A 23064-nucleotide genomic window follows, 5' to 3' on the forward strand; every position below is an offset into this window, starting at 1 on the left:
ATAGATCCCCTTAAAACTGAACGCTCATCGCCTGACTGATCGTAAATCGATCGCTGCCATAGGCGTTAATGTTACTGCTGACCCATTCCCAACTGATGGCGGTGCGGGTCTGAAGCCAGTCGGCCGAGCTCCAATTAGCTCCTAGGTCAAGCTGAATGACTTGGTCTTGGCGCCTTTTAAGCTCTGTGGACGCAGAGTCTAGGGTGAAAAACAGGTCGTTGGCTTGGTAATATCGCCATTGGTGCTCAACCGCCATATTCGCCTGGAACTGCCAAGGCCCTTGCCAACCCAGTTGGTATCGATTGGCCAATCCGCGCCATTCGAGGTGACCATCATCCTGCCCGGCAAGCTGCGTTTGCAAATAGACAGTCGAGAAACTGTGAACTCGTCCACGTTCCTGCGCGTCAAAAACAAAACCTGCCAAATCCTTGGCACCGGAGCTGTTGGCTGGGTCGAGGGCGAGGGTTGCGAGCGTTCCTAACTTGACACCGGCCCATAGTGGCCCCCAAATCCTATACTGTTGGCTCAGACTGAGGTCGAGCATGGCTTGCCAACTTTGCCCTGCAAGCCAACTCACTTGGGCACTGGCGGGGAGCTGGAAGCGTAATCGTTCATTTTGATTAAAGATCGTATTGGTCAGAGTTAGTGCGCTGGAATCGGACAGTTCAGGGTCAATAAAGTTCTTCGTGCTAAAGTCCGCGCTCAGGCGTTTCGACGCACTTCGACTGGTTGGCCGGAAGCGACTGGCATGAAGAGTCAATTGGGCATAGGGCGAGGCGATAGCGCTGGAGGCGCTATCCAGTGCCGTGGCGCCAGACAGGTTTGGGTCCAACCGACCCTTGGCGTTGCCGCCACCATTGGCGTTGTTGTCCCAACCGCCCTGCAGGGTGCCGCCAAAGGAGACCTTAGTGTCGGTCTGGGACTGCGCGCTATCGATCCGTGCCAGCAATTGATGAATGTTCTGCCGAACCTCGCGCGGCGGTGCCGCTGCCAAAACCTGGTCCAGCTCGCTGCGCGCGCGCTCATAGTTGGCGTTCAGGTAATAGGCACGGCCAAGCTCTAGGCGTGCCCGATGTTGATCGGGCGCAAATATCAAGACACGTTCAAAGCTGAAGATGGCCTCGTTAAAGTTCCCTTCAGCCATCTGCAGCAAGCCTAAGTACAGGTCAAAACGGGGTAGGCCCTCAAATTGTTCGGCCATGAGGTCGGCCGTCAAGCGAGCGTTAGCCCATTGTTGGGTATTTACCAAGTTTACTAAGGTCTCGATGGGCTGAAGAGAAATGCGTTCTAAATCGGTTACTGGAGCGCTACCTTGGTCAAACAATGGTACTATATTAACGTCTGCAGCAGATGCCCAGCTGGACAAAAAACATACAAGCGATGGTGAGATAAGCCGCATTTAGGGTAACCTTTTGCCGTTGACGATATACTAATAACCAAATATTGTTGCAGAATAGCAGCTCACGGACGATTTCGCGGCTAGATTGTTAAATTCTGTTATCGTGTAGACGTTTAAGCGATATTTTTAATTTTTGCCTACAGTACGTTCTAGGCTGGTTTATTGAGGAGGCATTAAAGGCCTTTATGGAATCTCTCGATCTCAAACATAAAAAAGCCCTAGTCGTGGATGATTTCGCCAATGTGCGTCAGTCTATCACCGCGATGTTAGAGGACTTGGGCTTTGTTACCGTCCACGAAGCGAGTGATGGTGATTCCGCGACCAAGTTGGTTAGAGAGAGTAAGTACGATCTGGTGCTGTGTGATTTTAACCTGGGTTTGGGACGTGATGGCATGCGTCTATTGGAAGAATGGCGTCGCTTAAAGCTTATGCCAGAAGATACCATCTTCGTGCTTATTACCGGTGAAACCTCCCGTTCCGTGGTGATCAGTGCCATTGAATTTCAACCCGACGATTACTTGGCCAAACCCTTCACTTTAGATGTTCTGTCAGTGCGCCTGGGTCGTTGGTTTGAGCGGCGAAAAGTGTTACTGCCAATGCTGGTGTCGATCGATAAAAAAGACTGGAAGGCCGTGGCCAACACAGCAAAAAGCATTGATGAAAGCTATCCGCGCTACCGTAGTACCGCCCAAAAGCACTATGTCGAAGCCCTTATTCGTCAGAAAAAAATGGCCGAGGCAGAAACTTTTCTCTTTGACGTATTGGAAAAACGTTATCAATGCTGGGCCCAAACTGCGTTGCATCGCATCGAGTTACTGCAGAAAAAACTCGAAACGGCGGAAATAGGTCTTAAAGCCGTCTTGGAATTGGATCCCAATGAACTGATTGCCTATGATTATCTGGTTGACTCTTTGGTGCAACAGGAGAAAGACGAAGAAGCGCAAACTTGGCTGGAGGAGGTGATTTCTCGGGCGCCTAGAAGCATCGATCGGCAGTTGAAATTGGTCAAGGTGGCACAAACAAATCTGAACTTCCGACGGGCCAATCAGGCCCAAAAAGATATTTTGAATCTCGCCACCGACACCATGCATGAGTCGGTTGGTCTATTTCAAAACTATATAAAAAATCTCAAGGACGAGGCGCTGTCGAGTGACAATACACGCAAGCGAGACATCGAAAAAGAAATCGTCTTTACCGCCAAACGAATGCAGCAGAGCTTTGCGGCTGACTTTAATGCAGAGCTATTTACTCGTGGCGTAGAAATCCAAGACGCTAAAGACGTTCCCGCGATTAAGACAACTCAAGACCTAGATGAACTCTATAACGACATAATCAACGCGGTCGACCGCCTGATTCCAGAAACCGCTCTATTTATGGCCGAGCTTTATTATGGTCAAGAACGTTTTAACGATGCTGATGAGATGGTTCGAGCCTTTAAAAGCGGTTTCAGTGACCAGCCAGAGTTTATTAAAACCTTAGACGACTTGCAGGCCGAACCCATATCGCTGATTTTGCGCAGTGAAGCCAAGGTGCTCAACGGCCAGGGTATGGAGCTTTACGATCAGGAAAAATACCCCGAATCGGTGCGCTTCTTTGAAAAGGCGCTCAAGGTGTCTCCTCGTCACCCTGGTATCGTGTTGAATTTCGTCCAAGCGCATCTGCATATGATGGAGGCTAGAGGAAAAAATGATCAAACGACGGCCATGTGTCTGGAAACAATTAGCCGTTTATTTTATTTATCCGAAGAACATTATCAATATCCGCGCTACAAGAAACTGTTGGACAATGTGGAAAAACTCTAGGGGATAGCATGGACGTACAAGCCATGATGGCCGTGACGGTGCATGACGTGAAAAACTCACTCGGCCTGATTGATAGCCAGCTAAACGATGTGATCAAACGTCTCGATCGGGCTGATTTTGCGAGCGCCCAAGAGATTCGTCGCATACAGCTCGAATGCAGCCGGATCAATAATGGCATGGTGCATATGCTGGCGTTCTATAAGCTAGATCAGGGCACCTTTAGGCCGGTTTTTGCTGAAGCCTTGATCTGTGATGTTATTATCGACGCGACCTCACGTTATACCAGCATGTTGGCGTCCCTCGGCGTGTCCTTGACGATCGGGTTTGCCGATGGTGATGAGGATCGGCTCTGGTACTTGGACGCCAACCTAATTGAAGGTCTGCTGAGTAATATCCTAACCAATAGCATTCGATATGCGAAAAGCCACCTTGCCTTCGATGTCGGGGTGGTGGATGGATGGCTTAATATCCGCATAAGCGATGATGGCGCAGGTTATCCGCAGAGTATGTTGGAATTGTTGGACCAGCCGGACCAGATATCGTTCCAGTCTGGCGAGACCGGTTTAGGCTTGTTTTTTTGCCAAAAAATAGCAAGGTTACACCGTGATAAAGAACGGTATGGGTCTATCGATTTAACCAATGACGCACAAACGGGCGGTGCAGTCTTTAATTTATGGCTACCCTAGCTATCTAGAGCCCAAACTCTTTTATACTTTTGACTTCTTTTGCAGGAATATCTCTTGGACACAGCACAAAAAAGACTTAATGATGCCTTTCGCACTCGCACCAAAGCTGGCCGTATTCGCCAACAAAATGAAGCCAAGATCATTAAGGCCGCTGAAATTGAATTCGCTCAAAACGGTTACAAGGGAACATCCCTGAATGCCGTGGCCGACCGTGCCCAACTGCCAAAATCAAATATTCTCTATTATTTTAAGAGTAAATTCGGGCTGTACGGCGCAGTCTTGGCCGATATTTTAGAGATGTGGAATCAGGCCTTTAGCGTCGCCAGTATCGACTCCGATCCGGCCGAAACGCTCTATCGCTACATAGAGGCGAAGGTTGCCTATTCCTATACCCACCCTTTGGCCTCGCGCATCTTCGCGATGGAAATCATCCAGGGTGCGCCCCACCTAGAGGCTTTCTTAGCCCAAGACTTGAAAGTATGGCTGGACGATCGGGCCAGTGTGATTCAAAGCTGGATTGACGCCGGCAAGATGAAAGCGGTGAACCCTCATCACCTGATCTTCTTGATCTGGGGCAGCACCCAGCATTACGCTGACTTCTCAACGCAGGTTTGCTGGGCTCTGGGTAAAAAAGAATACGATCAACAGGACTTTCAAGATGCAACCGCAACAGTCGCTATGATTGTGCTCGGAGGCTTAGGCCTAACCATCCCAACTGAAAATCGATAACGCCTAGCTTGGCCCATTATGTGGTTCATGCTGGCTGAGCAACTCATCGAGGGTCAGTTGATAGGATTGGACAAAGTTGGTCATGAAATAATCCACTTCCATCATCTGTAAGTTGCGGATTGTACTTTCAATATCGCAGGCCGCACTGGAAAATTCCTTATTGCCCGCGTGCAATTCAGCCTGACATTTTAGATAGGCACTGATTAGATCGGCGGCCTTGACCAGGCTAGCGACCTCAGGGTGAATGGCCTTGTGGAGTAGAAATTTGCGGTAGCTTGGCTGCATGGGCGCCGGTAACAAGGACAGTATTTCATGCTCCGCCTCATCTTCAATGCGCTTGTAGGCATCCGTGATAGTGCTTGAATGGTACTTGATCGGGGACGGTAGATCACCGGTAATGATCTCACTGCAATCGTGATACAGCGCTGTCGTGGCGACCTCATCGGGGCTAAACTCGCTCGACGGCTGGTGCAGTATTTCAAAGCGGATGATTGCCAATGCATGGGCGATAGTCGCAACCTGCCAGCTATGCTCCATCACGTTTTCTTCGATCACGTTGCGCTTTAGGCCCCAGCGTTTAATCCAGCGGAGTCGATCGAGGTAGGCAAAAAAACGAAAAGTAGTCACATTAGGATTCCATCGGTTGGCGCGCTTGGATATTGTCGTGGCAGCGTTCGCTACCGGCGCCCTCGGGCCGTTCACCGTGGGTCTTGAGGCCGGTTGAAATAGCTTGGCGTTGGCTCATTCCAATCCTCCGCGACCGTTGGACGTATTCTGCCACACTCTGGGGATGAATTCAGGTGAAACCTGTAGCAAACCCATGAGCTCAGCATGGCTTATCTATTAACTTTTTCGAGCAGATAAACAGTTTGAGCAATTGCACTGGTGCAATCAAAATGCTGCAATTCACGCCCGTTTCAATAAGGTACCTGCTTGATGTTGTTAACCCTGTTTTTTGTCGGTTTTGTTTCGGCCACACTGTGGCCCTTAGCATCAGAAGCGGTGTTCTTGGTTATGGTGCAGCAGCAGCCAGAGCGGATATGGTTATTGTATTTCGCCGTCGCCTTGGGCAATTGGTTAGGAGCCGTGTTGATGTTTGAGTTGGCCATCCATGCCGCCCCCTGGTTGGCGAAGCGGCTGCAGCGCTCGACAGCTCGACTGCACCGCGTCCTTGTCGCACTCAAGCGCCATGGCGCGGTGTTGCTCGGCTTGGCCTGGTTGCCAATGGTTGGCGATCTCTTACCGGTCGCCGCGGGTATGCTGGGGTTGCCGCGCAGGGCCTGTTATGCCTGGCTGCTGCTCGGCAAGGTCGCCCGCTATGGCGTCTTACTCTGGTTAACGGTGCGCTATGCCGGGCTCGGGAGTTGAGCCTGTTCCGCCGCCGTTAGACGGGTTCGGTTAAGATTAATGACCGGGCAAAGGCCGCCATGGCGTCAACTACCGTCTGCAAATCTGCCGGGGTCATTACATAGGCCGGCATAATATAGATTAGCTTACCAAAGGGGCGTAACCAGACGCCACGGTCGATAAACAAGGCCTGAGCCTGAGCGACATCCACCTGCTCGACCATCTCCATGACCCCTATAGCCCCCAGAACACGAACCTCGGCCACCGAAGCCAAGGCCGCGAGCGGCAGCAGGGCCTGTTGCAGTTGGGTTTCAATGGCGCCGACTTGGACGGCCCAATCTTTTTGCTCGAGCAGTCGCAGGGCCGCCCCGGCGACTGCGCATGCCAGCGGATTGGCCATAAAGGTTGGGCCATGCATAAAAACACCGGCCGGCGATGCGCTAACGCCCGCGGCCACCTCATCGGTCGCCAGGGTGGCCGCCAAGGTCATATAGCCGCCGCTCAGTGCCTTGCCCAAGCAAAGGATGTCGGGCACCACCTGAGCATGCTCGAGTGCGAAAAGCTTACCGGTGCGGCCGAAGCCGGTGGCGATCTCATCGAAGATAAGCAGGATGTTGTAACGCTCACACCAGACTCGTATCTGCACCAGCCATTGCGGGTTGTAAATGCGCATACCGCCGGCACCCTGAACCACAGGCTCGATGATAAAGGCCGCGAGTGTGTCGGCGTGCTCTTTTATCTGTTGTTCAAAATGCTGCATTAACTCCGGATCTAAGGGTTGGCTATAACCCTGGGGCAGATCGCCGAGAAAGAGCGATTCGGGCAAGACCGATTCAAACAGGCTGTGCATGCCATTGGTGGGATCGCAGACACTCATGGCACCAAAGGTATCGCCATGATAGCCCCGATTGACCGTCACCATACGGGTCTTGGTGGGCTTGTCGCGACCGGACCAATACTGGATCGCCATCTTAAGGGCCACCTCAACCGCGATGGAGCCAGAGTCGGCCAAGAAGACCTTTTGCAGCGGCTCCGGTGTCATGGCGACTAACAGCTTGCCCAACTCAATGGCCGGCTCGTGGGTGAGGCCGCCAAACATTACATGCGCCATTTTCCCGGTTTGGTTGATCAGCGCGTCATTTAGCTCCGGCACATTGTAACCGTGCACGGCCGACCACCAGGAGGCCATGGCGTCGATCACCGTGTCGCCATTTTCGAACTTCAGTCGCACGCCATGCGCCGACTCGACCGGATAGCACGGCAAAGGCGCGCTGGTGGAGGTATAGGGATGCCAGAGGTGATCTCTGTCAAAATCGAGGTCGATTGTCATGATGCCGCCTTGGTCTGGGGTGTGCGAGGCTGAGAGGAGGTGTTGCGTGCTAGAGTGGGCCCGACCCAGACTGAGTCCGGGTCGGGCCCATCAATAGACTAGGCTAGGGCCAGCAGTTGATCGGCCTGGCTTTGCAAATCATTGAGCTTGGTCTGCATTAGGTCGGCCTTGGCCTGCTCCTTGGCCACCACATCGTCCGGTGCCTTGCTGCGGAACTTCTCGTTGCCCAGCTTGGCCTCGATCCGGCTCAATTCCTTCTCTGTCTTATCGCGCTCCTTGGCGATGCGCGCTTGCTCGGCGGCCACATCGATCAGGCCCGCCATCGGCACCAATACCTTGAGTTGACCGACCATGGCGGTCGCACAAGGCGGCACCGCCTCGTCGGACTCGACCCAACGAATGTCCTCGAGCTTGGCCAGCTGCTTAAGAAAGGTTTCGTTGTCTTTAAAGCGACGCAGGTCTTGCGCAGCGCCATTCTGTAACAGTACCGGCAGCGCCTTACTCGGGGCGATATTCATTTCACCGCGGATATTACGGATGCCCATAATTACCTCCTTGACCCATTCCAGATCGGCTTCGGCCGCGGGGTCGACCTTATCAGCCTGTGCTTCGGGGAAGGGTGCGAGCATAATAGAATCGCCGCTGACGCCCGACACCGGCTTCAAGCTGAGCCAAATTTCTTCCGAAATAAAGGGCATGATCGGGTGAATCAGACGCAAAAGGGTTTCTAGGACACCGACCACCGTTTTGCGCGTGCCGCGCAATTGCGCCTCGGTACTGGCTTCGTTCCAGAATACCGGTTTGGACAGTTCCAGATACCAGCTGCAGTATTCATTCCAAATAAAGTCATAGAGGGCCTGACTCATCAGGTCGAAGCGGTACTGTTGGTAATATTTATGCACATCTATGGTGAGCTGCTGCACGCGTGACCGAATCCACCGATCGGCCAATGAGAGCTCAAGATCGCCGCCGTTTTGGCCGCAATCGAGTGGCGCGCCGAGCTCGTCGCTGTCCTCGATCTTGGCAAAGGTATTCATTTGCACTAGGCGGGCGGCATTCCACAGCTTGTTGCAAAAGTTGCGATAGCCTTCGAGCCGTTTGACATCGAAATTGATATCGCGCGATAAGGACGCCAGCGAGGTTAGGGTAAAACGCAAGGCGTCGGTGCCGGATTCGGTAAAGCCATCGGGGAAGGAGGTGCGAGTGTTCTTCTCGATCTGGGCCGCCAACTTGGGCTGCATCATGCCGCCGACGCGCTTGGTGACCAGCGTTTCCAAGTCGATGCCGTCGATCAGGTCGATTGGATCGAGCACATTGCCTTTAGATTTTGACATCTTAGCGCCGTGCTCATCCCGGATCAGGCCGGTCATATAAACCTTCTTAAACGGAATTTGTGGCGCACCCTGTTCATCCTTAAGGAAGTGGGTGGTCATCATAATCATCCGGGCAACCCAGAAAAAGATGATATCAAAACCGGTCACCAAGACATCGGTCGGGTGGTAGCGATTGACCATGGTCATATCACCGGGCCAGCCCAATGTGGAAAAGGTCCATAGGGCGGAACTGAACCAGGTGTCGAGCACATCTTCATCGCGGGTTAGGGTGACGCTGTCAGCCAGCTGGTGTTTGCTGCGCACCTCAGCCTCATCACGGCCAACATAGACCTTGCCGCTGGCGTCATACCAGGCCGGGATCTGATGGCCCCACCAGAGTTGCCGAGAAATACACCAGTCTTGCAGGTTATTCATCCACGACCAGTATTCATTTTCGAACATCTTCGGAACAAATTCGATCTGGCCGCTTTTCACCGCGTCGATGGCCGGTTGCGCCATCTTGGTGGCCGCAACGTACCATTGGTCGGTTAACCAGGGCTCAATGGCCGCGCCGGAACGATCGCCGCGCGGCACCATCAGGGTGTGGTCCTTAATGCCGTCGAGCAGACCCAGTTGGTCGAGATCGGCAACGATCTTGTTACGCGCCTCATAGCGATCCAGCCCAGCGAAACCGTCGGGTAACAGGCCATCGAAATCATCGAGCAGGTTACCGGCATAGTCGAAGGCTTGCGCCTGCGGCAGAATGGCAGCGCTCTTGTCGAACACATTGATCAATTGCGCCTGATGACGCTTGCCAATGGCATAGTCGTTAAAGTCGTGTGCCGGGGTGATTTTTACACAGCCGGTGCCGAAGGCAATGTCGACATAGTCGTCGGCAATAACGGGAATTCGGCGGCCAACCAATGGCAGCTCGATAAATTTACCCACTAGGGAACGATAGCGGTCGTCTTCTGGATGCACGGCCAGCGCCGAGTCGCCGAGCAATGTTTCCGGCCGAGTGGTCGCGATGACCAAGTAATTTTCCCCGGCATCGGTGGTGACGCCATCGGCGAGCGGGTAACGGAAATGCCAGAGATGACCCTGTTCTTCCTTGTTTTCAACCTCCAGATCGGAGATCGCGGTGTGGAAGGCTGGATCCCAATTGACCAGGCGTTTGCCGCGATAAAGCAAACCATCATCGTACAAGCGCACAAAGACTTCCCGGACCGACTCACTCAGACCCTCATCCATAGTGAAGCGTTCACGCGTCCAATCAACCGAATCGCCCAATCGGCGCATCTGCGAGGTAATGGTGCCACCGGACTGCTCTTTCCACTGCCAGACCCGATCGATAAACTTTTCTCGGCCCAGGTCGTGTCGCGTCTTACCTTCAGCGGCGAGCAAGCGCTCGACCACCATCTGGGTCGCGATGCCGGCGTGATCGGTACCGGTTTGCCACAGCGTGTCGCGGCCCATCATGCGATGGTAACGGGTCAGAGCATCCATAATGGTTTGCTGAAAGGCATGGCCCATATGCAAACTACCGGTCACGTTCGGCGGTGGAATCATAATGCTATAGGGCGTACCCGTGCCGCTGGGCTTAAAGTACTGCTGAGCTTCCCAGTGGTCGTAGTGTTTACGTTCTATTTGATTCGGCTGGTAGGTTTTATCCATGAGGGTCTATATCTCTTTACTGTTCGGTTGATCTACTGTGAGTGTTGGGCGACCATAAGGCTGGCGATTATACATGCTTATGGGCCATAGGTCAGGCTTGAGCCGAGTGTTGACTTGCCTCAGGGATAAAAAAAAGGGTGTCCAGACCCGTCCGTTCGAGCCGGTCAGGCTAGGGCACGAATCCCGCGTCATCGATGCTGGGTTTGCTGGCCGCCTCCGTGGGCTGTTCAAGGCTTAACCGGGTCCGGACATTAGCCGGTAATTCCAAACCCTGTTCCTGATACCAGTGGGTGATCAGCTGGTCGAAGTCCTGCTGCAGCCGAGAACGCAGTTCGCTTTCAAACCGGACCATATGCTCGGTGACTGAGTCTTCGATCCAGCTGGCAAGGAGTTGTTCCATCTGGCCGATAATTAGATTGGGATCGGGCATGACTTCCAATTCGAGTAACGGTTCCAGTTTTGGCTCTGATTCCAGTTCTAATCCTGCTTCGAGTTTCGATTCCGCTTCAAGTTCCAGCCCTGGCGCCGACGTGAGTTTCCAGTCCGCTAAGCTCTGTGAGTCGGTCATCTCGGCTCGAGCCCAAAGCGGCTTGAGCTCAGACAGTTCTTGTGCGGCAACGGACTCTGCGTCATTACGAATTCTCAACAGTTCGGACAGGGAATTACTGGACAGGAATGGATTTTTCAAATTGACCGACGTCGGAGCGCGTTGACCAACTATATCCTCGAGCGTTGGAATGATCGACTGCGCCTCTGGCCCCTTGTCGAGACTGTTACGAATGGCTTCCAAGTCTTCCAATAAGGTCTGTTGTGAGCTGTGATCGGCCATGGCTAGACCCGATCCCGTAAATCGTGGCGGGTCAGGGCATAGCCGCGGTCGCTGTAAAACCGATAGCGCTGTCGGCTGGCCGTCAATAGGGTGGGTTGTTGGCTGACCACCTCAAACACGCGCTCGAAGCGGGAAAAAAAATCGGGTATGGCTTGGCGAAGGTTGATGAGGACATCATGGTGAGTGCCGCATTGTTCGCTGTCGCTGATCTGGATGGCATCGTGCGCCTCGTCAACCGAACTGTGAGCGATGAAGGCATCGGGCTGTATGCCCCAGAGGGCTGTGCTTAAAGCCAGACTCTGTTCGGCATGATCGGTTGCAATCAGTACCTGATGGCCACGGCTGTGCGCTTTTTGCGTTAGGCGCACCACGTAGGTCAGGAAATCATTTTCCTGTGTGGTCGCCAAGATATGGAAATCAACCTTGGTCATAGGAGTCGCCGTTATGTCTGTCGTGAGAAACCTAATCTTACCAAATCTCCCCTCGAAAGGGGGATCATTAGGGTGTCTTTTTGCTACTCAGGGCTCGATTGCCCGTCAGGTCGACCAAGGCGCTCCAGGCTATTGCACTCGATCGAGCAGATACTGGGTGAGCATAGCGACGGGTCGACCGGAGGCGCCCTCTTTCGCGCTATTCCAACCGGTGCCGGCTATATCTAAATGCGCCCAACTGTAGTTTTTGGTGAACTCGGCCAAGTAGATTGCAGCGGTAATGGAACCGCCGGCGCGCGAACCAACATTGCGGAAATCAGCATAGGGTGACTCCAGATCGACCTTATAGTCATCCCACAAAGGCATCGGCCAACCGCGATCCCAGCTGCTTAAGCCGGCACTGATCAGCTTATGCTGCAGTTGCTCATCATTGGCATAAACGCCGGTAGCGTGGTGGCCAAGACCGACTACGATTGCACCGGTCAAGGTGGCAATGTCGACCACGCTGGCCGGCTCAAAGCGTTCAACATAGGTCAAGGTATCGCATAGCACCAGGCGACCTTCGGCATCGGTATTGATGATTTCCACGGTCTTGCCATTCATGCAGGTCACTACATCACCGGGTCGTGTGGCGCCGCCGCTGACCATATTTTCCGCCGTGGCGATCACGCCGATAACATTGATGGCTGGCTTCAGTTCCGCTATGGCACTCAGGGTGCCAAGGACCGATGCGGCCCCGAGCATATCCCATTTCATTTCTTCCATGCCGGCTGCGGCCTTGATGCTGATGCCGCCGGAATCGAATGTCAGGCCCTTGCCAACCAGGACATGGGGCTTTTCTCCGACGGCGCCGCCATTGTACTTGATGACAATGATCTTGCCGGCCTTGTCGCTGCCCTGAGAGACGGCCAAAAACGCGCCCATACCCATCTCGGTCATCTGGTGCTCTTCGATGACTTCAACGTCAATTTCGTCATAGGCATCGGCCAGATTGATCGACTGTTCGGCCAAGAAGGCCGGATCACAGATGTTGGCCGGTAGATTACCCAGTTCACGCGCTAGATTGATGCCATGTGCCATGGACTTGCCGGTTTTCATAGCCAGTTCGAGGTTTTCCTCGCTGGCGATATAAGCAATATGGGTGAGTGCTGATGGCTCGGCCTTCTGGCTTTTGGTCGCGTCGTACTGATAGAGGCTAGTCAAAAGGGTCTCAGTTGCTTTCTCGACCGACCACTGTACTGAGCGATGGGCGGGCTTAATTTCATCAATGGCAACGGCCACGGAGGTTGAGACCGCTTTTTTCGCTTCGGCGGCCAAGGTCTTAAGCGTTTTAATAAAGCTACTTTCGTTGAAATCAGCGCTCTTGCCGCAGCCGATGACCAAGACATGACTGCAGGGCAGGTTGGCATGACCAATCAGAGGTGTCACCGAGCCGAGTTTGGCGGTGAGTACTTTTTTATTCACCAGATCGTCGATCAACACGGGGGATTGCTGCTTCAGTGCGGTAAAGCTGGCGGTGTCCTGATCTTCAAAATAGAACGCTGTTAACAGGTCTTGTTTAATCAAGTTAAAGTCGGGACGGAAAGACGTTATTTTCATAGGGATAGGTCCATTTTAATTAGAAACTCAGGCCTTGGCCTGGTCGGATGCAGCGCCACCCTAAGGCAACCACTGTGTTCGATTGGGCGGAGCGCGCTCCAAAGGGTACTCAAGACTCTGTCACAGAGACGGTTTGGGCCGATAAGTCAGCTTAGTCTGACTGATGTGATCGTGCCAATTGAGGCCCGATTTGTCCCAGTAGTGCCAGACGATGCCCAGCAAGCACACCCCGAAGGCAGGTATCGCACCGAGCATGCGCAGGCTCATATGACGCAGGGTCAAGGGCTCTCCGTCGAGCGTCACCAGTCTAATTCGCCAGGCTTTCATCCCGACCGTTTGGCCAGAGCGGCGCCAAAAATAGAAATAGTAACCAATAATGATGGCCACTAGATAGATCTGAAAGAACCGATTGTGAGGGGCGATGGCCTCGGCGCCGGTGATCAGTAAGTTTAATTGCACCGCCAGAAAGCCCGCTATCATAAGCAGGCCTAAGATGACGAGCCAATCGTAAATGGCACTGCCGAGGATACGATAAGTGGGTGTTTTTGGATCGACGGGCACAAAAAGTCCTTGTTGGGCGAATTATCGCAACAGAATAGGGGATTGTCTGAGCTTAGCCAAGCGTTGCCAATAGAGCTCTGAGTAAATTTGCATTAGACTGTAGGCTCTTAACCTTGGTCAGCCTTATGAAGAGCCACAACCTACCCATGGAACAGTTGGAAAGCAAGGCAGGTGATGCCTCTTCCCTATTAAAAGCCCTCAGCAATAAAAGCCGATTATTGATTCTATGTAATCTGGTCTCGGGTGAAAAAAATGTTGGTGAACTCAATGAGCGTATACCCTTGAGTCAATCCGCCCTGTCCCAGCATCTGGCCCGTTTGCGTCGAGATAGGTTGGTTAGTGTGCGCAAAGAAGCGCAAACCGTCTACTATCGGATTTCCAGCCCCGAAGCTGAGCAGGTCATCGAAGTGCTCTATAATGTCTATTGTCGGGTCGACGATTGACGCCTCAAGGCATCCTTACCAAGACCGAACGAGGCTTGTGGGAGTTGCGCTGACGCTTGACGAGCGTAATCCGTCAACTGGCCGTCAATAACGGCAAGATTGTTCAATTTCATGATGAATTTCACGTTTTTACCTAAAAATGGACCCAAAATCGGTTCAAAATTTGACAAATCGTCTGATAATCTATACTTCTAGTGTGCTCCCTGAGGTTGAGGAGCTGTCCTGCGCAATACGTTTTGAGGCACAGAACCTATGACAGAAGCGAAAATCCGTCGAATGCACAAGCCCGTATATGACGATGCCATGCACCCCCCGTTACCGGCCCGTGTTCGTTTGGCGGCCAATGCATGGGAACGAGTGTGGCGTGTTGCCTTGATTGATCCGGTCAATTCTTCAGATAAACTACCGTCCTTGGTAGATCGTTTTTCCTCCGAAATTGTCACCATTCGTACCCAAATGCGAACACACCGCTTGCTCTATTTCGCAGTCATTACCCAAGATCTGGACGAACAGAACGATTTCGAACTTGCTATGCTGTTGATGGCCTATATAGAAAAAGAAATTGGCACCATAGAGCGAATCGAAGATCGTCCGGCACACCGATGGCCCGTCAAAGACTTCTAACGACCCGTTACAACAATCTTTGGGTTAGGGACACCAACCAGACCATGCCGGCTAGGCTGATACTTAAGAATACCGCGGCCGAACCCATGTCCTTCGCCCGCCCAGATAATTCGTTAAATTCCAGACCGACCCGGTCGACCAAGGCCTCGATAGCGCTGTTCAGCATTTCGACGATCAAAATAAGAATCACCGAACCGACTAACGCAATGGCGTGGAACCAACTTTGTGCCAGCCAAGGCGTTGCCACTAGGGCCGCCGTTAAAAGTAAGAGCTCTTGCCGAAAGGCTTCCTCATGCTTAACCGTCGCCAGTAAGCCTTGCCAACTGTAACGGGTTGCGTTGATCAGGCGTTTTACGCCGTTGACGCGCTCAGGTGTGGGTATTTCGCTTGTCATCATCAATCGATACTTACTAAAAAAGCCATCTTAAAACGATTTAGCTCGGGTTGCGAATTTGTCGAGCGGTTTTTGCCGTAGCTTTAAAGGTCAGGGGGTCATCTGGCCACGGGTGTTTGGCATAGCGACCGCGTAATTCCTTGCGTATCTGCGGGTAAATGTTGAGCCAAAAGTGTGACCAATCGGTGACCACGGCGACCGGTCGGCCATTGGGCGCCGTGAGCGCTAGGCGAATGGGGACCCCGGCCGGGATCGTGGGCGCTGTGGCAAGGCCAAAGGCTTCCTGTAATTTAAGCTGGGCCTGGATCTGACCGTGTACCGGGTCATAGGTCAGCGGCACACTGCGGCCACTGGGGGCGCACCAATGGTCTGGGCATAAACGATTTAATGTCTGTTGATTGGCATAGCCCATATATTGATTGAGCACGGCCACCATAGAGAGCTCGTGTAACTGCCCCAGTCCGTTCAGAAAGGGCAGGCTGAGGTCAAGCCATTGATCTTGCTTTGGCCAGCTCAACCAACTGGCTTGGTTTCCGGACAGCAGTAACCAGCGTTGCCGCAGCAGGGCCGAGGCCTTCGACCAAGTAAAGGCCTGCTCACCGTGGGTTTCGATATAGGCCACCCAAGCACTGATTTTCTCTTCACGACTGGGGGTGCATGGCTGGCTCGATAGGCGTATCTGGCCGACGGCACGGATTTTTCGAAAGGGTTTGGGCGCCAAGCTTGGGTCGAATTCGGTGCGTTCTTTAATGGGTCGCTGGGCTAATGCAGCCTCGGTCGACACGGCCAACCAGGCGCTGGCTAGAATTTGCCGCCCGGAGCGGATGCCGTCCAACAGCAACCACCATTGGCCGACCTTAAAGTGTGCCTTGCTGCGCACTTCGGTGCCGCTAATCAGGATTGCGCGCTCGCTTTGGAGTTGATAGACCAGGCGGTCGGCCAGGGCCTGAATCAGGGCCGGTTCGGTGATCGGCTCGAACTGCAGTACATGGGGTTGATTAAAGCGTTGCGCCAGTTTTTGGGCTTCTGCGATCACCGCTGGCTTAAAACTTCGCGCCGAACGCTGGGAAAAGGGGTCGTACTGCAGCGCTTCCTGGCTCGACAGATGAGCGGCCAGATAGATCGCTGCGCTCAGGCAGTCGAAGCTTTGGGCGGTAATTAAGAAATGGCCTAGCCAGGGCTCCAGGCCCACGTTGACCATCAGCTTGCCATGGGCGCGAATCTGACCATTGGGGTCGATCGCGCCCCACGCCACTAATCTGTTATGGGCCGCTCGCCAGCGACCGGTTGGCGGCTGTTCCAACCAGTCCAAGTCGGCCCGGTCGGCACCCCAGAATGCACATTGCAGATAGGTTTCGGTTAGGTCGGCGTAGCTTAGCTCGGCCGGTTGGTGCGCAATCAGTTCGGCCTGCTGATCTCGACTCCAGAGCCGCAGGCTGTGACCCGGCCCAAGCCGGCCGGCCCGCCCAGTGCGTTGTTTGGCGCTGGCTTGGCTGATGCGCCGCGTTTTCAACTCGGCCAAACCGGTCACCGGGTGCAGGCTCACGTAACGTTCTTGCCCTAGGTCGATGACCGAGTGGACCCGGGCCAAGGTAATGCTACTTTCGGCAATGTTGGTGGCCAGAATTATGCTCGGCGGCGCGTCGTTCAGCGCCGCGAGGTCGGGAGCCTGGGACAGCTTGCCGTGCAAAATCACAATCGGACAACTGGCCGGTAGGTTGCGTTCAATAGCGCGAATTTCGCCCATACCCGGACAAAACACTAGCACGTGATCGGCGTTAGCCAACCAGTTGCGGTGGATCAGTTGGGCGACCTGATCGCTACGCTTAACATCGGTTTTTTGGTAGTCGACCTGCACCGGGTGGCTGAAGCCCTGCGATTCGATGACCGGCAGACTGAGTTGCTCGGCTACCCTTGCTATATCTAAGGTCGCCGACATGATCACTCTGCGGACTGAGTCGTCTAGGCCATCGTGGTATTGATTGACCAGTGCACAGACCAAATCTTGGTCCACCGAGCGCTCATGAAATTCATCGAGAATAATGGTCGACTGTGCCATTTGGTCGGGTTCATTGAGCAACAGCCGCAGAAAGCTGCCATAGGTGGTAACGATGATTCGGGTAGCGGCACCGGTCTTGCTATCATTACGCAGGCGATACCCGACGCGTTGGCCGACCGTCTCACCGAGGTTGCGGGCCAGCTGATCAGCCGCCAGTTTGACGGCGATGCGCTTTGGGATTAGCAAATAGATGGGCCGCTCGGATTGCTCGAGCAACCAGAGGGGAATTCGGGTGGTCTTGCCGCTGCCCGGTGGCGCGCTGACAATGCAACCGCCCTGATGCCAGGCCTGGATTACCTTCTGTCGAATGGCCTCGACCGGTAAAACATCATTCATCCAAGCAGGTTGCCATGGGGCAGGAAGCGATTTTCGCTATGGGCCTTGATCCACAACGCCAATGCCTTATCGGGCATGTCGCCGCGGGCCTTTAAATCCTTATAGATCCAGATAACGGGATTTTTGTCACCGCCAAACCAGTCGGCCCAACGCGCTTCGGCCAGCGTAAAGAAGCGACACAGCTCGCCCAAGTCGGAGCTCGACAGCGCTGCCAGCAAGGGTTGCCATACGCTGCGTGGGCTTTTCATTAGGGCCTGAATCGGCATCAGTTCGGCAGGCGCCTGTGCTGGGAAGGTCTCTGGATCTGTGTAAGCCAGTGCGGCTTTCAGTTGCTCGGGACTGATATGCGCTTGGTCTGCGTCGGGGTCCCAGGTGCCAATGGTCATAGTGTGCTCTCGATGATGTGATGTGCGCGGCCGGTTGCGTGTTTTGCCGGTTGTAGGTTAAGTCGTTAGTATGGTGAAATTGCGCTTTCAAGTCTAACCCATGGGAAATAAAAGCATGTTGTTTCGGATTCTGCAGTGGGCCTTCCATCAGCGCTGGCTAACCTGGTCGAAAAAACTTCACGGCTATCTAATGAAAGGTTTTGCCCGCTTGGCGGATCGAGGCGATGGCGATGCCCAGGAGCTGTATGGCTTTCTGTTGTTGTTCAAGGGTGCCGATCAGCCCAGCCGCAGTGCCGGGGCCCAGTACCTGCTGCGCTGTGTATCGGTTGAGCGTCCGAAAGTGTGCTGGCAACTGCATCGGCTCTACCAGGAGGGCAAGCTCGTGGGCTTCAGTCAAGACAGTCAGCGCGCTCAGACCTACCTTGACCTAGCCAAGCAGGCCGGGCATCCGTTGGCATTAGACCTGCCGCTCACCGAGGTCTAGCGGGCGGCGGCTATTGCCATTCGCGCGCGAACTGTTGGTTAAAACCCGCGATGACTTGCTCGCTGCGATCAAATTCGGAGCAGAGGATCTGTAATTTGGTGATCACCGCCTCAAACGGCATGGCACCGCAGGCCACGGCACCGTTTTCATCAAAAACGGCGCCGGCGGCGTAAAGCCGGAAGTCGACGGCACCGTTCAGGCATTGGCTGCGCACAAAGACCGGAATGCCTTTTTCCAGCGCCTTACTCAAAATGCGTTGCAGGGCCCGATCTTTGGCGGCGTTGCCATTACCGAAGGCGTTAATCACAATCGCTCGATAGAAACGGTCGACCATGCTCATTAGACCGTCCATGGGAATGCCAGGGTACAGGGTTAGCACGCCAATTGCGGCTGGGCGCCAGTTTTTTTGGATCCGCATGGGCTGAGAGTTGGCGGGCAGGGCCCAACGTTGTTCGTGCCAACCGGGTGCCGCAAAGCTGTTGTCAAGTTCGGTACTGATTTTGGTAACGCGTGAGCCGGGCAGCAGCTGTCCGGCTAGAGCCACGACAACCTCAGGTTTAGCAGCCAGCAGTGCCGACAGCGACAATTGTAGGTTGGCGATGGCATCGGTATCGGGCGCCGATATCGGCAACATTGAGCCGGTGATCACCACGGGTAAGCTCAGATCGGTGAGTAGATAGCTCAGGGCAGAGGCGGTATAGGCCAGGGTGTCGGTGCCGTGCACAATTAATACGCCCGCTAGATGAGCATGGGCACGGATGGTGGCCGCCAGGTCATACCAGTGAGTCGGTTGCAGATCAGAGGAATCGAGCAAGGGGTCCCAATGGTGCCAAGAGAGCTGATGCTGTTGCCAATCGCGCAAGGCCGGCTGGCCGGACAAAGCCGCCTCAATTTCACCGGCTCGGGGTTCCAGGCCACGGTCACCGTGCACCATACCGATGGTGCCACCGGTATTAATGATTAAAAAATGCGCCATCTGTGTTACTGCCTTGCCGTGTCGAAAGGACGATAGTAAGGGCTTACCCAAGGCCTATACAAGTGATTCAGACCAATGGCTAGTTCAAAACCTCGGTAGCCGAAATGAAATCTGGGTACCGCTCGAGCAGCGCTCGGGCACTGACTTCGGCCTCGGCCCGACGGTCGAGCGCCATTAACGCCTTGATTTGCCATAGCCAAGCGTCCTCTAAACCCCAAGCTTCATTGCCATCATAGAGTGCTAGGGCCCGGTTGAAATGGCCCAAGGCCGCCTCCTTATCTCCGCCCATCAACGCGGGCGTGTTGAACAGACCGATGCCACGCACCATGGCCGTGGGCGCATGATCTGTGTCCATGGCTTCACTAGCAGTCATAGCATCCTCGGCCCGACCCGCGATAAACACCGCTTGCCAGGGCTTTAGACCGATCGACAAGCCTAAGCTCGCGGCGTACAAGGCGGCCTGATCATTATCCTGATAGTTGTCTTTGAGCTCATCTAAAACCAGATAGAGCGAGGCCTTGGCGGCCTTCTTATCCCCTCGTTCCAGTGCCAGTTGTCCCAGTCGATAGTGCGCGTATAGGCGACCGAAGCCATCCGTGTCGAGTGTTTGACCCAATTCGGCCGGGGCATTGGTACGCCATAGGGTATCGATCCGGTTATCATCCCAGGCCAGCACATGGGTGCTGACTAGGAGGGCAGTAACGAGCAGGTACAGGGATTGGTGCACAGGCTAAATTCTCATAGAGGTTGCTAGGGCTTTACGTACGCCAGCGCGACTTGGATTGCTGCCAGGCCCCACCGTTAGAGGGCGTCGAGCACGGCCAACACATCGTCATGGTGGCTCTTGGTCTGAACCTTGGCCATGGTGTGCACCAGCGTGCCTGTCTCATCGATGATAAAGGTCAGTCGGTGGATGCCAACATATTCCTTGCCCATAAATTTTTTCAGCGCCCAAACGCCGTATTGTTCGGCGATTTGATGATCCTCATCGCTGAGCAGATCAAAATTAAGCGACTGATTGGCGATAAACTTTACCAGGCGAGCCGGGGCATCCGGGCTGATGCCGAACACCACGGTATTGCGCTGCGCGAACTCGGCCTGGGCGTCACGAATGCCGCAGGCTTGGGTCGTACAGCCGGGCGTCATGGCCTTGGGATAAAAATACAGCACCACCCGTTTGCCAAGAAGATCTTGTAGTGCGACGGATTCGCCGTGCTGGTTTAGGGCGCTAAAGGTTGGCGCAGGGCTGCCAGTCGGGGGTAGGGTCAGGGCGTTCATGGGATGTTTCTCCGCTGTTGGCCTGGGAATAGGACTTATTCAAGGCAATTTTCTAGCCTACCCGGCTCGGTGGGCGCGTTCAACTATTGTTTTGCCCGCTGTGCAGCGCCCATGGCTGTGCAGCGGATGAATTTCCGGTATGCTAGAGCGCTTATTTTTGGCGCGCCAACCGGCTGATTTTCTTATGTTTTTTGACCAATACCGAGCCCAGTTCTTCCGGCCACTGACGAGTAAGTATCGTGAGCAGGTAATCGAGTGTTTGCGAGAACTCTATCGTCGTCTCTATACCAGTTCCAGTGCCGATTATGGCCATGCTTTGTCACGCGAGGATGTTATCGACACCTTCAGCGCGGCCCTGGTGCGCGCGCCGATACTGGCGGCCGACGATGATGAGCCTGATACCCGCTTTCGAACCAATAGGGAGCAGGCCAATTGGGTCCTGAACCAGCTCATTGACTACGGTTGGATCGAGAAGCAGGTCGACGAAGCGTCGTTGCAGAGCAGCTTTAACTTCAGCCGCTACGGTCGAACCTTTACCGAGCCTTTTGTCGCCAGCGGTAGCGCCAGTATCCGCACCCGACATCGCAATACCCGCAACGTGCGCAATGCCATAAATTCTTTTATGGAAACCGGCGAAGCCTACGATCTGCTCGATGCGTGGGAATATTCCGAGCGGATTATCAGCGATTTCACCGATGTAATTGCCGAGCTCGACGAGCGCAAGCGCTCCTTGGTGCAACAGATGGAAAGTCAGGTCATGGTGCACCAGGCAACCATCGACTTTTTTGACTTTATGGAAAAACGCTTTCAGCCCGATTTGGCGATTCGCCTCTCGGCCGACAATGTCGAAAAATACCGTGATGAAATCTCCCAGAAAATTGTTCAAATCCGCCATCAGGATCGCAACTTTAAACAACAGGTGGAGCGCCGCCTGCGCGAGCTGTTGCCGGAAATGGTGCACGAGGGACAGAGTGTCTTATGGACCCTGCTCGACAGTATCGAGTCACGTTTGCAGGCCGCCAGCGACATTATGCTGCCAGCTTTGCGCAAGGCTTTGCAGGGCTTTACCAAGCGGGCCGACATCATTATCCGACAGATGAGCTATCTGGCCAGTTCGTCACACAACGATATGGCCAAGGTGTGTCAGCAACTGGTCGCGCAGCCGCGCGCAGAACAGGATCGCTTGCTGGTCCTAGCGGGTGACCTGATGGCGGTGCCGCGGGTTGGCCTGGTCGACCCCGTGCATCTGTATTTGCACAGTCGCCGCAGCAAACGGACCTTCCAGCTCGATGTCGCCGAAGATCGCGATGAAGAGTTTGACCGCGACGCACATCGTGAGCTGGTAGTGCAGCAATGGCTCGATCAGGCCTTCTTAATTAACGATACTCAGGTGAGACGCTTTTTGGCGCGACACCTATTGGCGGGTGAGGCCGTTAAGACCAGCGATTTGCCGGTGGACAGTGCCGGGGAATTGCTCTCATTGGCACACGCCATCGAAGTCGGCAGCGCCAATTCGCTGACTGACGAACTGCAGTTTAGCGTTGAGTATAGCGGCAGCGAACCGGTTGCGAGCGCTTACTTTCACCAACAGGATCAGTTTGAAATCCGCATACGTGAGACGCTCACGGCGCCGGAACAGGGTAAAAACCATGCATCATGAATTAGACCGACACCTCGACCAGGCGGGCATCACGCGTAACGAATACAGCGAGTTGTTAATTCGCTTGCTCGATTACGGCGTGCTATGTCGCGACGAGAGCCAAACCGAGCAACTGCTGTACGACCGATTTGTGCGCATCGCCGAACCGGTGGAAGAATATCTGGCGCTTATCGGGGTCCGTGTCCAGCACGATAGCCGCTTTAATTTTGTTCGTCTGTTTCCACCAGGAGCGGAAGTTCCCGGTCTCGCCGACGAGGAGCGGCCGTTTAACAATGGCATGCGGGTTAAGTTGTCACAGGCCGAAGTCGCCACCGTGCTGATTTTGCGCAGCCTTTATGACCGTGCCTTACGCGAAGGCCAGTTGGACGAGCAGGGCTGTGTTTTTGTCTCGATCGAAAATATCGTGATCGCGCTGCGCAATTTGTTAAAGCGCACCTTGCCGGAAAAACTAACTGAACGGCGCCATCTGTTTGGCCGCCTGAAACAGTTGCGACTGATCCAGCTGAATCAGGAATTGACCGAAGAATCCGGCGACCTGTGGATCCGGATTCGGCCGATGATTATCAGCTATGTCTCCGATGAGGTCTTATCGGCGATCCTCAGCGGTAGCGAGCTATTGCCCGATGAGATCGACGATGAGGCCGGTTCAGACTCTGAACGGACGGATACCCACCCAAACTCAGCGGCCGATGGCCCCGGCGTTCTCGAGCAGGAATAAGCCAGC

General features: G+C 54.2%; 23 protein-coding genes. 9 read left to right on the forward strand and 14 right to left on the reverse strand.

From position 1 onward, the window contains the following. Positions 1–10: 10 nt before the first annotated feature. Positions 11–1201, reverse strand: a complete 1191-nt coding sequence (locus tag REIFOR_RS05920; RefSeq protein WP_158524305.1) for a tetratricopeptide repeat protein — start codon at positions 1199–1201, stop codon at positions 11–13. 383 nt (positions 1202–1584) lie between these two features. Here REIFOR_RS05920 and REIFOR_RS05925 point away from each other — a divergent pair, with 383 nt between their 5' ends. From REIFOR_RS05925 to REIFOR_RS05935, 3 genes are read left to right on the forward strand one after another with little or no spacing between them, the layout of a single operon-like run. Then, positions 1585–3201: a tetratricopeptide repeat-containing response regulator gene (locus REIFOR_RS05925; RefSeq protein ID WP_100256678.1), complete on the forward strand. Its 1617-nt coding sequence runs from the start codon at positions 1585–1587 to the stop codon at positions 3199–3201. A gap of 8 nt (positions 3202–3209) precedes the next feature. After that, positions 3210–3887, forward strand: a complete 678-nt coding sequence (locus REIFOR_RS05930; RefSeq protein ID WP_100256679.1) for a sensor histidine kinase — start codon at positions 3210–3212, stop codon at positions 3885–3887. A 54-nt stretch (positions 3888–3941) separates the two neighbouring features. Beyond that, positions 3942–4616 (forward strand): TetR/AcrR family transcriptional regulator, encoded by a 675-nt coding sequence (locus REIFOR_RS05935; RefSeq protein WP_100256680.1) that lies wholly within the window; start codon positions 3942–3944, stop codon positions 4614–4616. A 3-nt stretch (positions 4617–4619) separates the two neighbouring features. On the opposite strand, the gene yfbR is transcribed toward REIFOR_RS05935, so the two are convergent. Further along, positions 4620–5243, reverse strand: coding sequence for a 5'-deoxynucleotidase (yfbR, locus tag REIFOR_RS05940; protein ID WP_100256681.1), 624 nt, complete (start codon positions 5241–5243; stop codon positions 4620–4622). Positions 5244–5552: 309 nt separating this feature from the next. Between yfbR and REIFOR_RS05945 the strand changes: the two genes are divergently transcribed. Continuing rightward, the gene (locus REIFOR_RS05945; RefSeq protein ID WP_100256682.1) at positions 5553–5984 is read left to right on the forward strand and encodes a YqaA family protein; all 432 of its coding nucleotides are present in this window, start codon (positions 5553–5555) and stop codon (positions 5982–5984) included. Positions 5985–6000: 16 nt separating this feature from the next. Here REIFOR_RS05945 and bioA read toward each other — a convergent pair whose 3' ends face one another. From bioA to REIFOR_RS05975, 6 genes are all read right to left on the reverse strand, one after another. Further along, positions 6001–7293: an adenosylmethionine--8-amino-7-oxononanoate transaminase gene (bioA, locus tag REIFOR_RS05950; protein ID WP_100256683.1), complete on the reverse strand. Its 1293-nt coding sequence runs from the start codon at positions 7291–7293 to the stop codon at positions 6001–6003. A 98-nt stretch (positions 7294–7391) separates the two neighbouring features. After that, positions 7392–10280 (reverse strand): valine--tRNA ligase, encoded by a 2889-nt coding sequence (locus REIFOR_RS05955; protein WP_100256684.1) that lies wholly within the window; start codon positions 10278–10280, stop codon positions 7392–7394. Between the two features lie 169 nt (positions 10281–10449). Beyond that, entirely contained in the window at positions 10450–11109 is a 660-nt protein-coding gene (locus REIFOR_RS05960) for a hypothetical protein (RefSeq protein ID WP_100256685.1), read from the reverse strand. Positions 11110–11111: 2 nt separating this feature from the next. Continuing rightward, entirely contained in the window at positions 11112–11540 is a 429-nt protein-coding gene (locus REIFOR_RS05965) for a DNA polymerase III subunit chi (RefSeq protein ID WP_100256686.1), read from the reverse strand. Between the two features lie 129 nt (positions 11541–11669). Next, positions 11670–13139 (reverse strand): leucyl aminopeptidase, encoded by a 1470-nt coding sequence (locus REIFOR_RS05970; RefSeq protein ID WP_100256687.1) that lies wholly within the window; start codon positions 13137–13139, stop codon positions 11670–11672. Between the two features lie 120 nt (positions 13140–13259). Beyond that, positions 13260–13700: an RDD family protein gene (locus REIFOR_RS05975; RefSeq protein WP_100256688.1), complete on the reverse strand. Its 441-nt coding sequence runs from the start codon at positions 13698–13700 to the stop codon at positions 13260–13262. Between the two features lie 125 nt (positions 13701–13825). Between REIFOR_RS05975 and REIFOR_RS05980 the strand changes: the two genes are divergently transcribed. Both REIFOR_RS05980 and REIFOR_RS05985 read left to right on the forward strand, forming a co-directional pair. Beyond that, positions 13826–14143, forward strand: coding sequence for an ArsR/SmtB family transcription factor (locus REIFOR_RS05980; protein ID WP_100256689.1), 318 nt, complete (start codon positions 13826–13828; stop codon positions 14141–14143). A gap of 276 nt (positions 14144–14419) precedes the next feature. Further along, the gene (locus REIFOR_RS05985) at positions 14420–14767 is read left to right on the forward strand and encodes a hypothetical protein (protein ID WP_100256690.1); all 348 of its coding nucleotides are present in this window, start codon (positions 14420–14422) and stop codon (positions 14765–14767) included. Positions 14768–14774: 7 nt separating this feature from the next. On the opposite strand, the gene REIFOR_RS05990 is transcribed toward REIFOR_RS05985, so the two are convergent. The 3 genes from REIFOR_RS05990 to REIFOR_RS06000 are packed head-to-tail and all read right to left on the reverse strand — an operon-like array spanning position 14775 to position 17942. Next, positions 14775–15164 (reverse strand): diacylglycerol kinase, encoded by a 390-nt coding sequence (locus REIFOR_RS05990; protein WP_273285300.1) that lies wholly within the window; start codon positions 15162–15164, stop codon positions 14775–14777. 37 nt (positions 15165–15201) lie between these two features. After that, the gene (locus tag REIFOR_RS05995) at positions 15202–17556 is read right to left on the reverse strand and encodes an ATP-dependent helicase C-terminal domain-containing protein (protein ID WP_100256691.1); all 2355 of its coding nucleotides are present in this window, start codon (positions 17554–17556) and stop codon (positions 15202–15204) included. Further along, positions 17553–17942, reverse strand: coding sequence for a hypothetical protein (locus REIFOR_RS06000; RefSeq protein WP_100256692.1), 390 nt, complete (start codon positions 17940–17942; stop codon positions 17553–17555). The genes REIFOR_RS05995 and REIFOR_RS06000 overlap by 4 nt, the downstream gene beginning before the upstream one ends. Before the next feature lie 115 nt (positions 17943–18057). Between REIFOR_RS06000 and REIFOR_RS06005 the strand changes: the two genes are divergently transcribed. After that, positions 18058–18426: an SEL1-like repeat protein gene (locus tag REIFOR_RS06005; RefSeq protein ID WP_100256693.1), complete on the forward strand. Its 369-nt coding sequence runs from the start codon at positions 18058–18060 to the stop codon at positions 18424–18426. Positions 18427–18436: 10 nt separating this feature from the next. Here REIFOR_RS06005 and REIFOR_RS06010 read toward each other — a convergent pair whose 3' ends face one another. The 3 genes from REIFOR_RS06010 to bcp form a co-directional block, all read right to left on the reverse strand. After that, positions 18437–19402 (reverse strand): asparaginase, encoded by a 966-nt coding sequence (locus REIFOR_RS06010; protein ID WP_100256694.1) that lies wholly within the window; start codon positions 19400–19402, stop codon positions 18437–18439. A 79-nt stretch (positions 19403–19481) separates the two neighbouring features. Beyond that, on the reverse strand, positions 19482–20129 hold the full coding sequence (locus tag REIFOR_RS06015) for a tetratricopeptide repeat protein (RefSeq protein WP_100256695.1): 648 nt from the start codon (positions 20127–20129) through the stop codon (positions 19482–19484). A gap of 74 nt (positions 20130–20203) precedes the next feature. Beyond that, positions 20204–20680 (reverse strand): thioredoxin-dependent thiol peroxidase, encoded by a 477-nt coding sequence (bcp, locus tag REIFOR_RS06020; RefSeq protein WP_100256696.1) that lies wholly within the window; start codon positions 20678–20680, stop codon positions 20204–20206. A gap of 139 nt (positions 20681–20819) precedes the next feature. Here bcp and REIFOR_RS06025 point away from each other — a divergent pair, with 139 nt between their 5' ends. Then, entirely contained in the window at positions 20820–22340 is a 1521-nt protein-coding gene (locus tag REIFOR_RS06025; protein WP_227003776.1) for a Wadjet anti-phage system protein JetA family protein, read from the forward strand. After that, positions 22330–23058, forward strand: a complete 729-nt coding sequence (locus REIFOR_RS06030) for a DUF4194 domain-containing protein (RefSeq protein ID WP_100256697.1) — start codon at positions 22330–22332, stop codon at positions 23056–23058. The genes REIFOR_RS06025 and REIFOR_RS06030 overlap by 11 nt, the downstream gene beginning before the upstream one ends. Positions 23059–23064 lie beyond the last annotated feature (6 nt).

Origin of the sequence: Reinekea forsetii, from assembly GCF_002795845.1 — a bacterium.
Taxonomy (GTDB): domain Bacteria; phylum Pseudomonadota; class Gammaproteobacteria; order Pseudomonadales; family Natronospirillaceae; genus Reinekea; species Reinekea forsetii.

What these genes read in the sequence shown, in the direction of transcription:
- REIFOR_RS05920 (WP_158524305.1), bottom strand. Translation starts at nt 1,201, where the DNA reads ATGGCCGAACAATTTGAGGGCCTACCCCGTTTTGACCTGTACTTAGGC.
- REIFOR_RS05925 (WP_100256678.1), top strand. Translation starts at nt 1,585, where the DNA reads ATGGAATCTCTCGATCTCAAACATAAAAAAGCCCTAGTCGTGGATGAT.
- REIFOR_RS05930 (WP_100256679.1), top strand. Translation starts at nt 3,210, where the DNA reads ATGGACGTACAAGCCATGATGGCCGTGACGGTGCATGACGTGAAAAAC.
- REIFOR_RS05945 (WP_100256682.1), top strand. Translation starts at nt 5,553, where the DNA reads ATGTTGTTAACCCTGTTTTTTGTCGGTTTTGTTTCGGCCACACTGTGG.
- bioA (WP_100256683.1), bottom strand. Translation starts at nt 7,293, where the DNA reads ATGACAATCGACCTCGATTTTGACAGAGATCACCTCTGGCATCCCTAT.
- REIFOR_RS05955 (WP_100256684.1), bottom strand. Translation starts at nt 10,280, where the DNA reads ATGGATAAAACCTACCAGCCGAATCAAATAGAACGTAAACACTACGAC.
- REIFOR_RS05960 (WP_100256685.1), bottom strand. Translation starts at nt 11,109, where the DNA reads ATGGCCGATCACAGCTCACAACAGACCTTATTGGAAGACTTGGAAGCC.
- REIFOR_RS05965 (WP_100256686.1), bottom strand. Translation starts at nt 11,540, where the DNA reads ATGACCAAGGTTGATTTCCATATCTTGGCGACCACACAGGAAAATGAT.
- REIFOR_RS05970 (WP_100256687.1), bottom strand. Translation starts at nt 13,139, where the DNA reads ATGAAAATAACGTCTTTCCGTCCCGACTTTAACTTGATTAAACAAGAC.
- REIFOR_RS05980 (WP_100256689.1), top strand. Translation starts at nt 13,826, where the DNA reads ATGAAGAGCCACAACCTACCCATGGAACAGTTGGAAAGCAAGGCAGGT.
- REIFOR_RS05985 (WP_100256690.1), top strand. Translation starts at nt 14,420, where the DNA reads ATGCACAAGCCCGTATATGACGATGCCATGCACCCCCCGTTACCGGCC.
- REIFOR_RS05990 (WP_273285300.1), bottom strand. Translation starts at nt 15,164, where the DNA reads ATGATGACAAGCGAAATACCCACACCTGAGCGCGTCAACGGCGTAAAA.
- REIFOR_RS05995 (WP_100256691.1), bottom strand. Translation starts at nt 17,556, where the DNA reads ATGAATGATGTTTTACCGGTCGAGGCCATTCGACAGAAGGTAATCCAG.
- REIFOR_RS06000 (WP_100256692.1), bottom strand. Translation starts at nt 17,942, where the DNA reads ATGACCATTGGCACCTGGGACCCCGACGCAGACCAAGCGCATATCAGT.
- REIFOR_RS06005 (WP_100256693.1), top strand. Translation starts at nt 18,058, where the DNA reads ATGTTGTTTCGGATTCTGCAGTGGGCCTTCCATCAGCGCTGGCTAACC.
- REIFOR_RS06010 (WP_100256694.1), bottom strand. Translation starts at nt 19,402, where the DNA reads ATGGCGCATTTTTTAATCATTAATACCGGTGGCACCATCGGTATGGTG.
- bcp (WP_100256696.1), bottom strand. Translation starts at nt 20,680, where the DNA reads ATGAACGCCCTGACCCTACCCCCGACTGGCAGCCCTGCGCCAACCTTT.
- REIFOR_RS06025 (WP_227003776.1), top strand. Translation starts at nt 20,820, where the DNA reads ATGCTAGAGCGCTTATTTTTGGCGCGCCAACCGGCTGATTTTCTTATG.
- REIFOR_RS06030 (WP_100256697.1), top strand. Translation starts at nt 22,330, where the DNA reads ATGCATCATGAATTAGACCGACACCTCGACCAGGCGGGCATCACGCGT.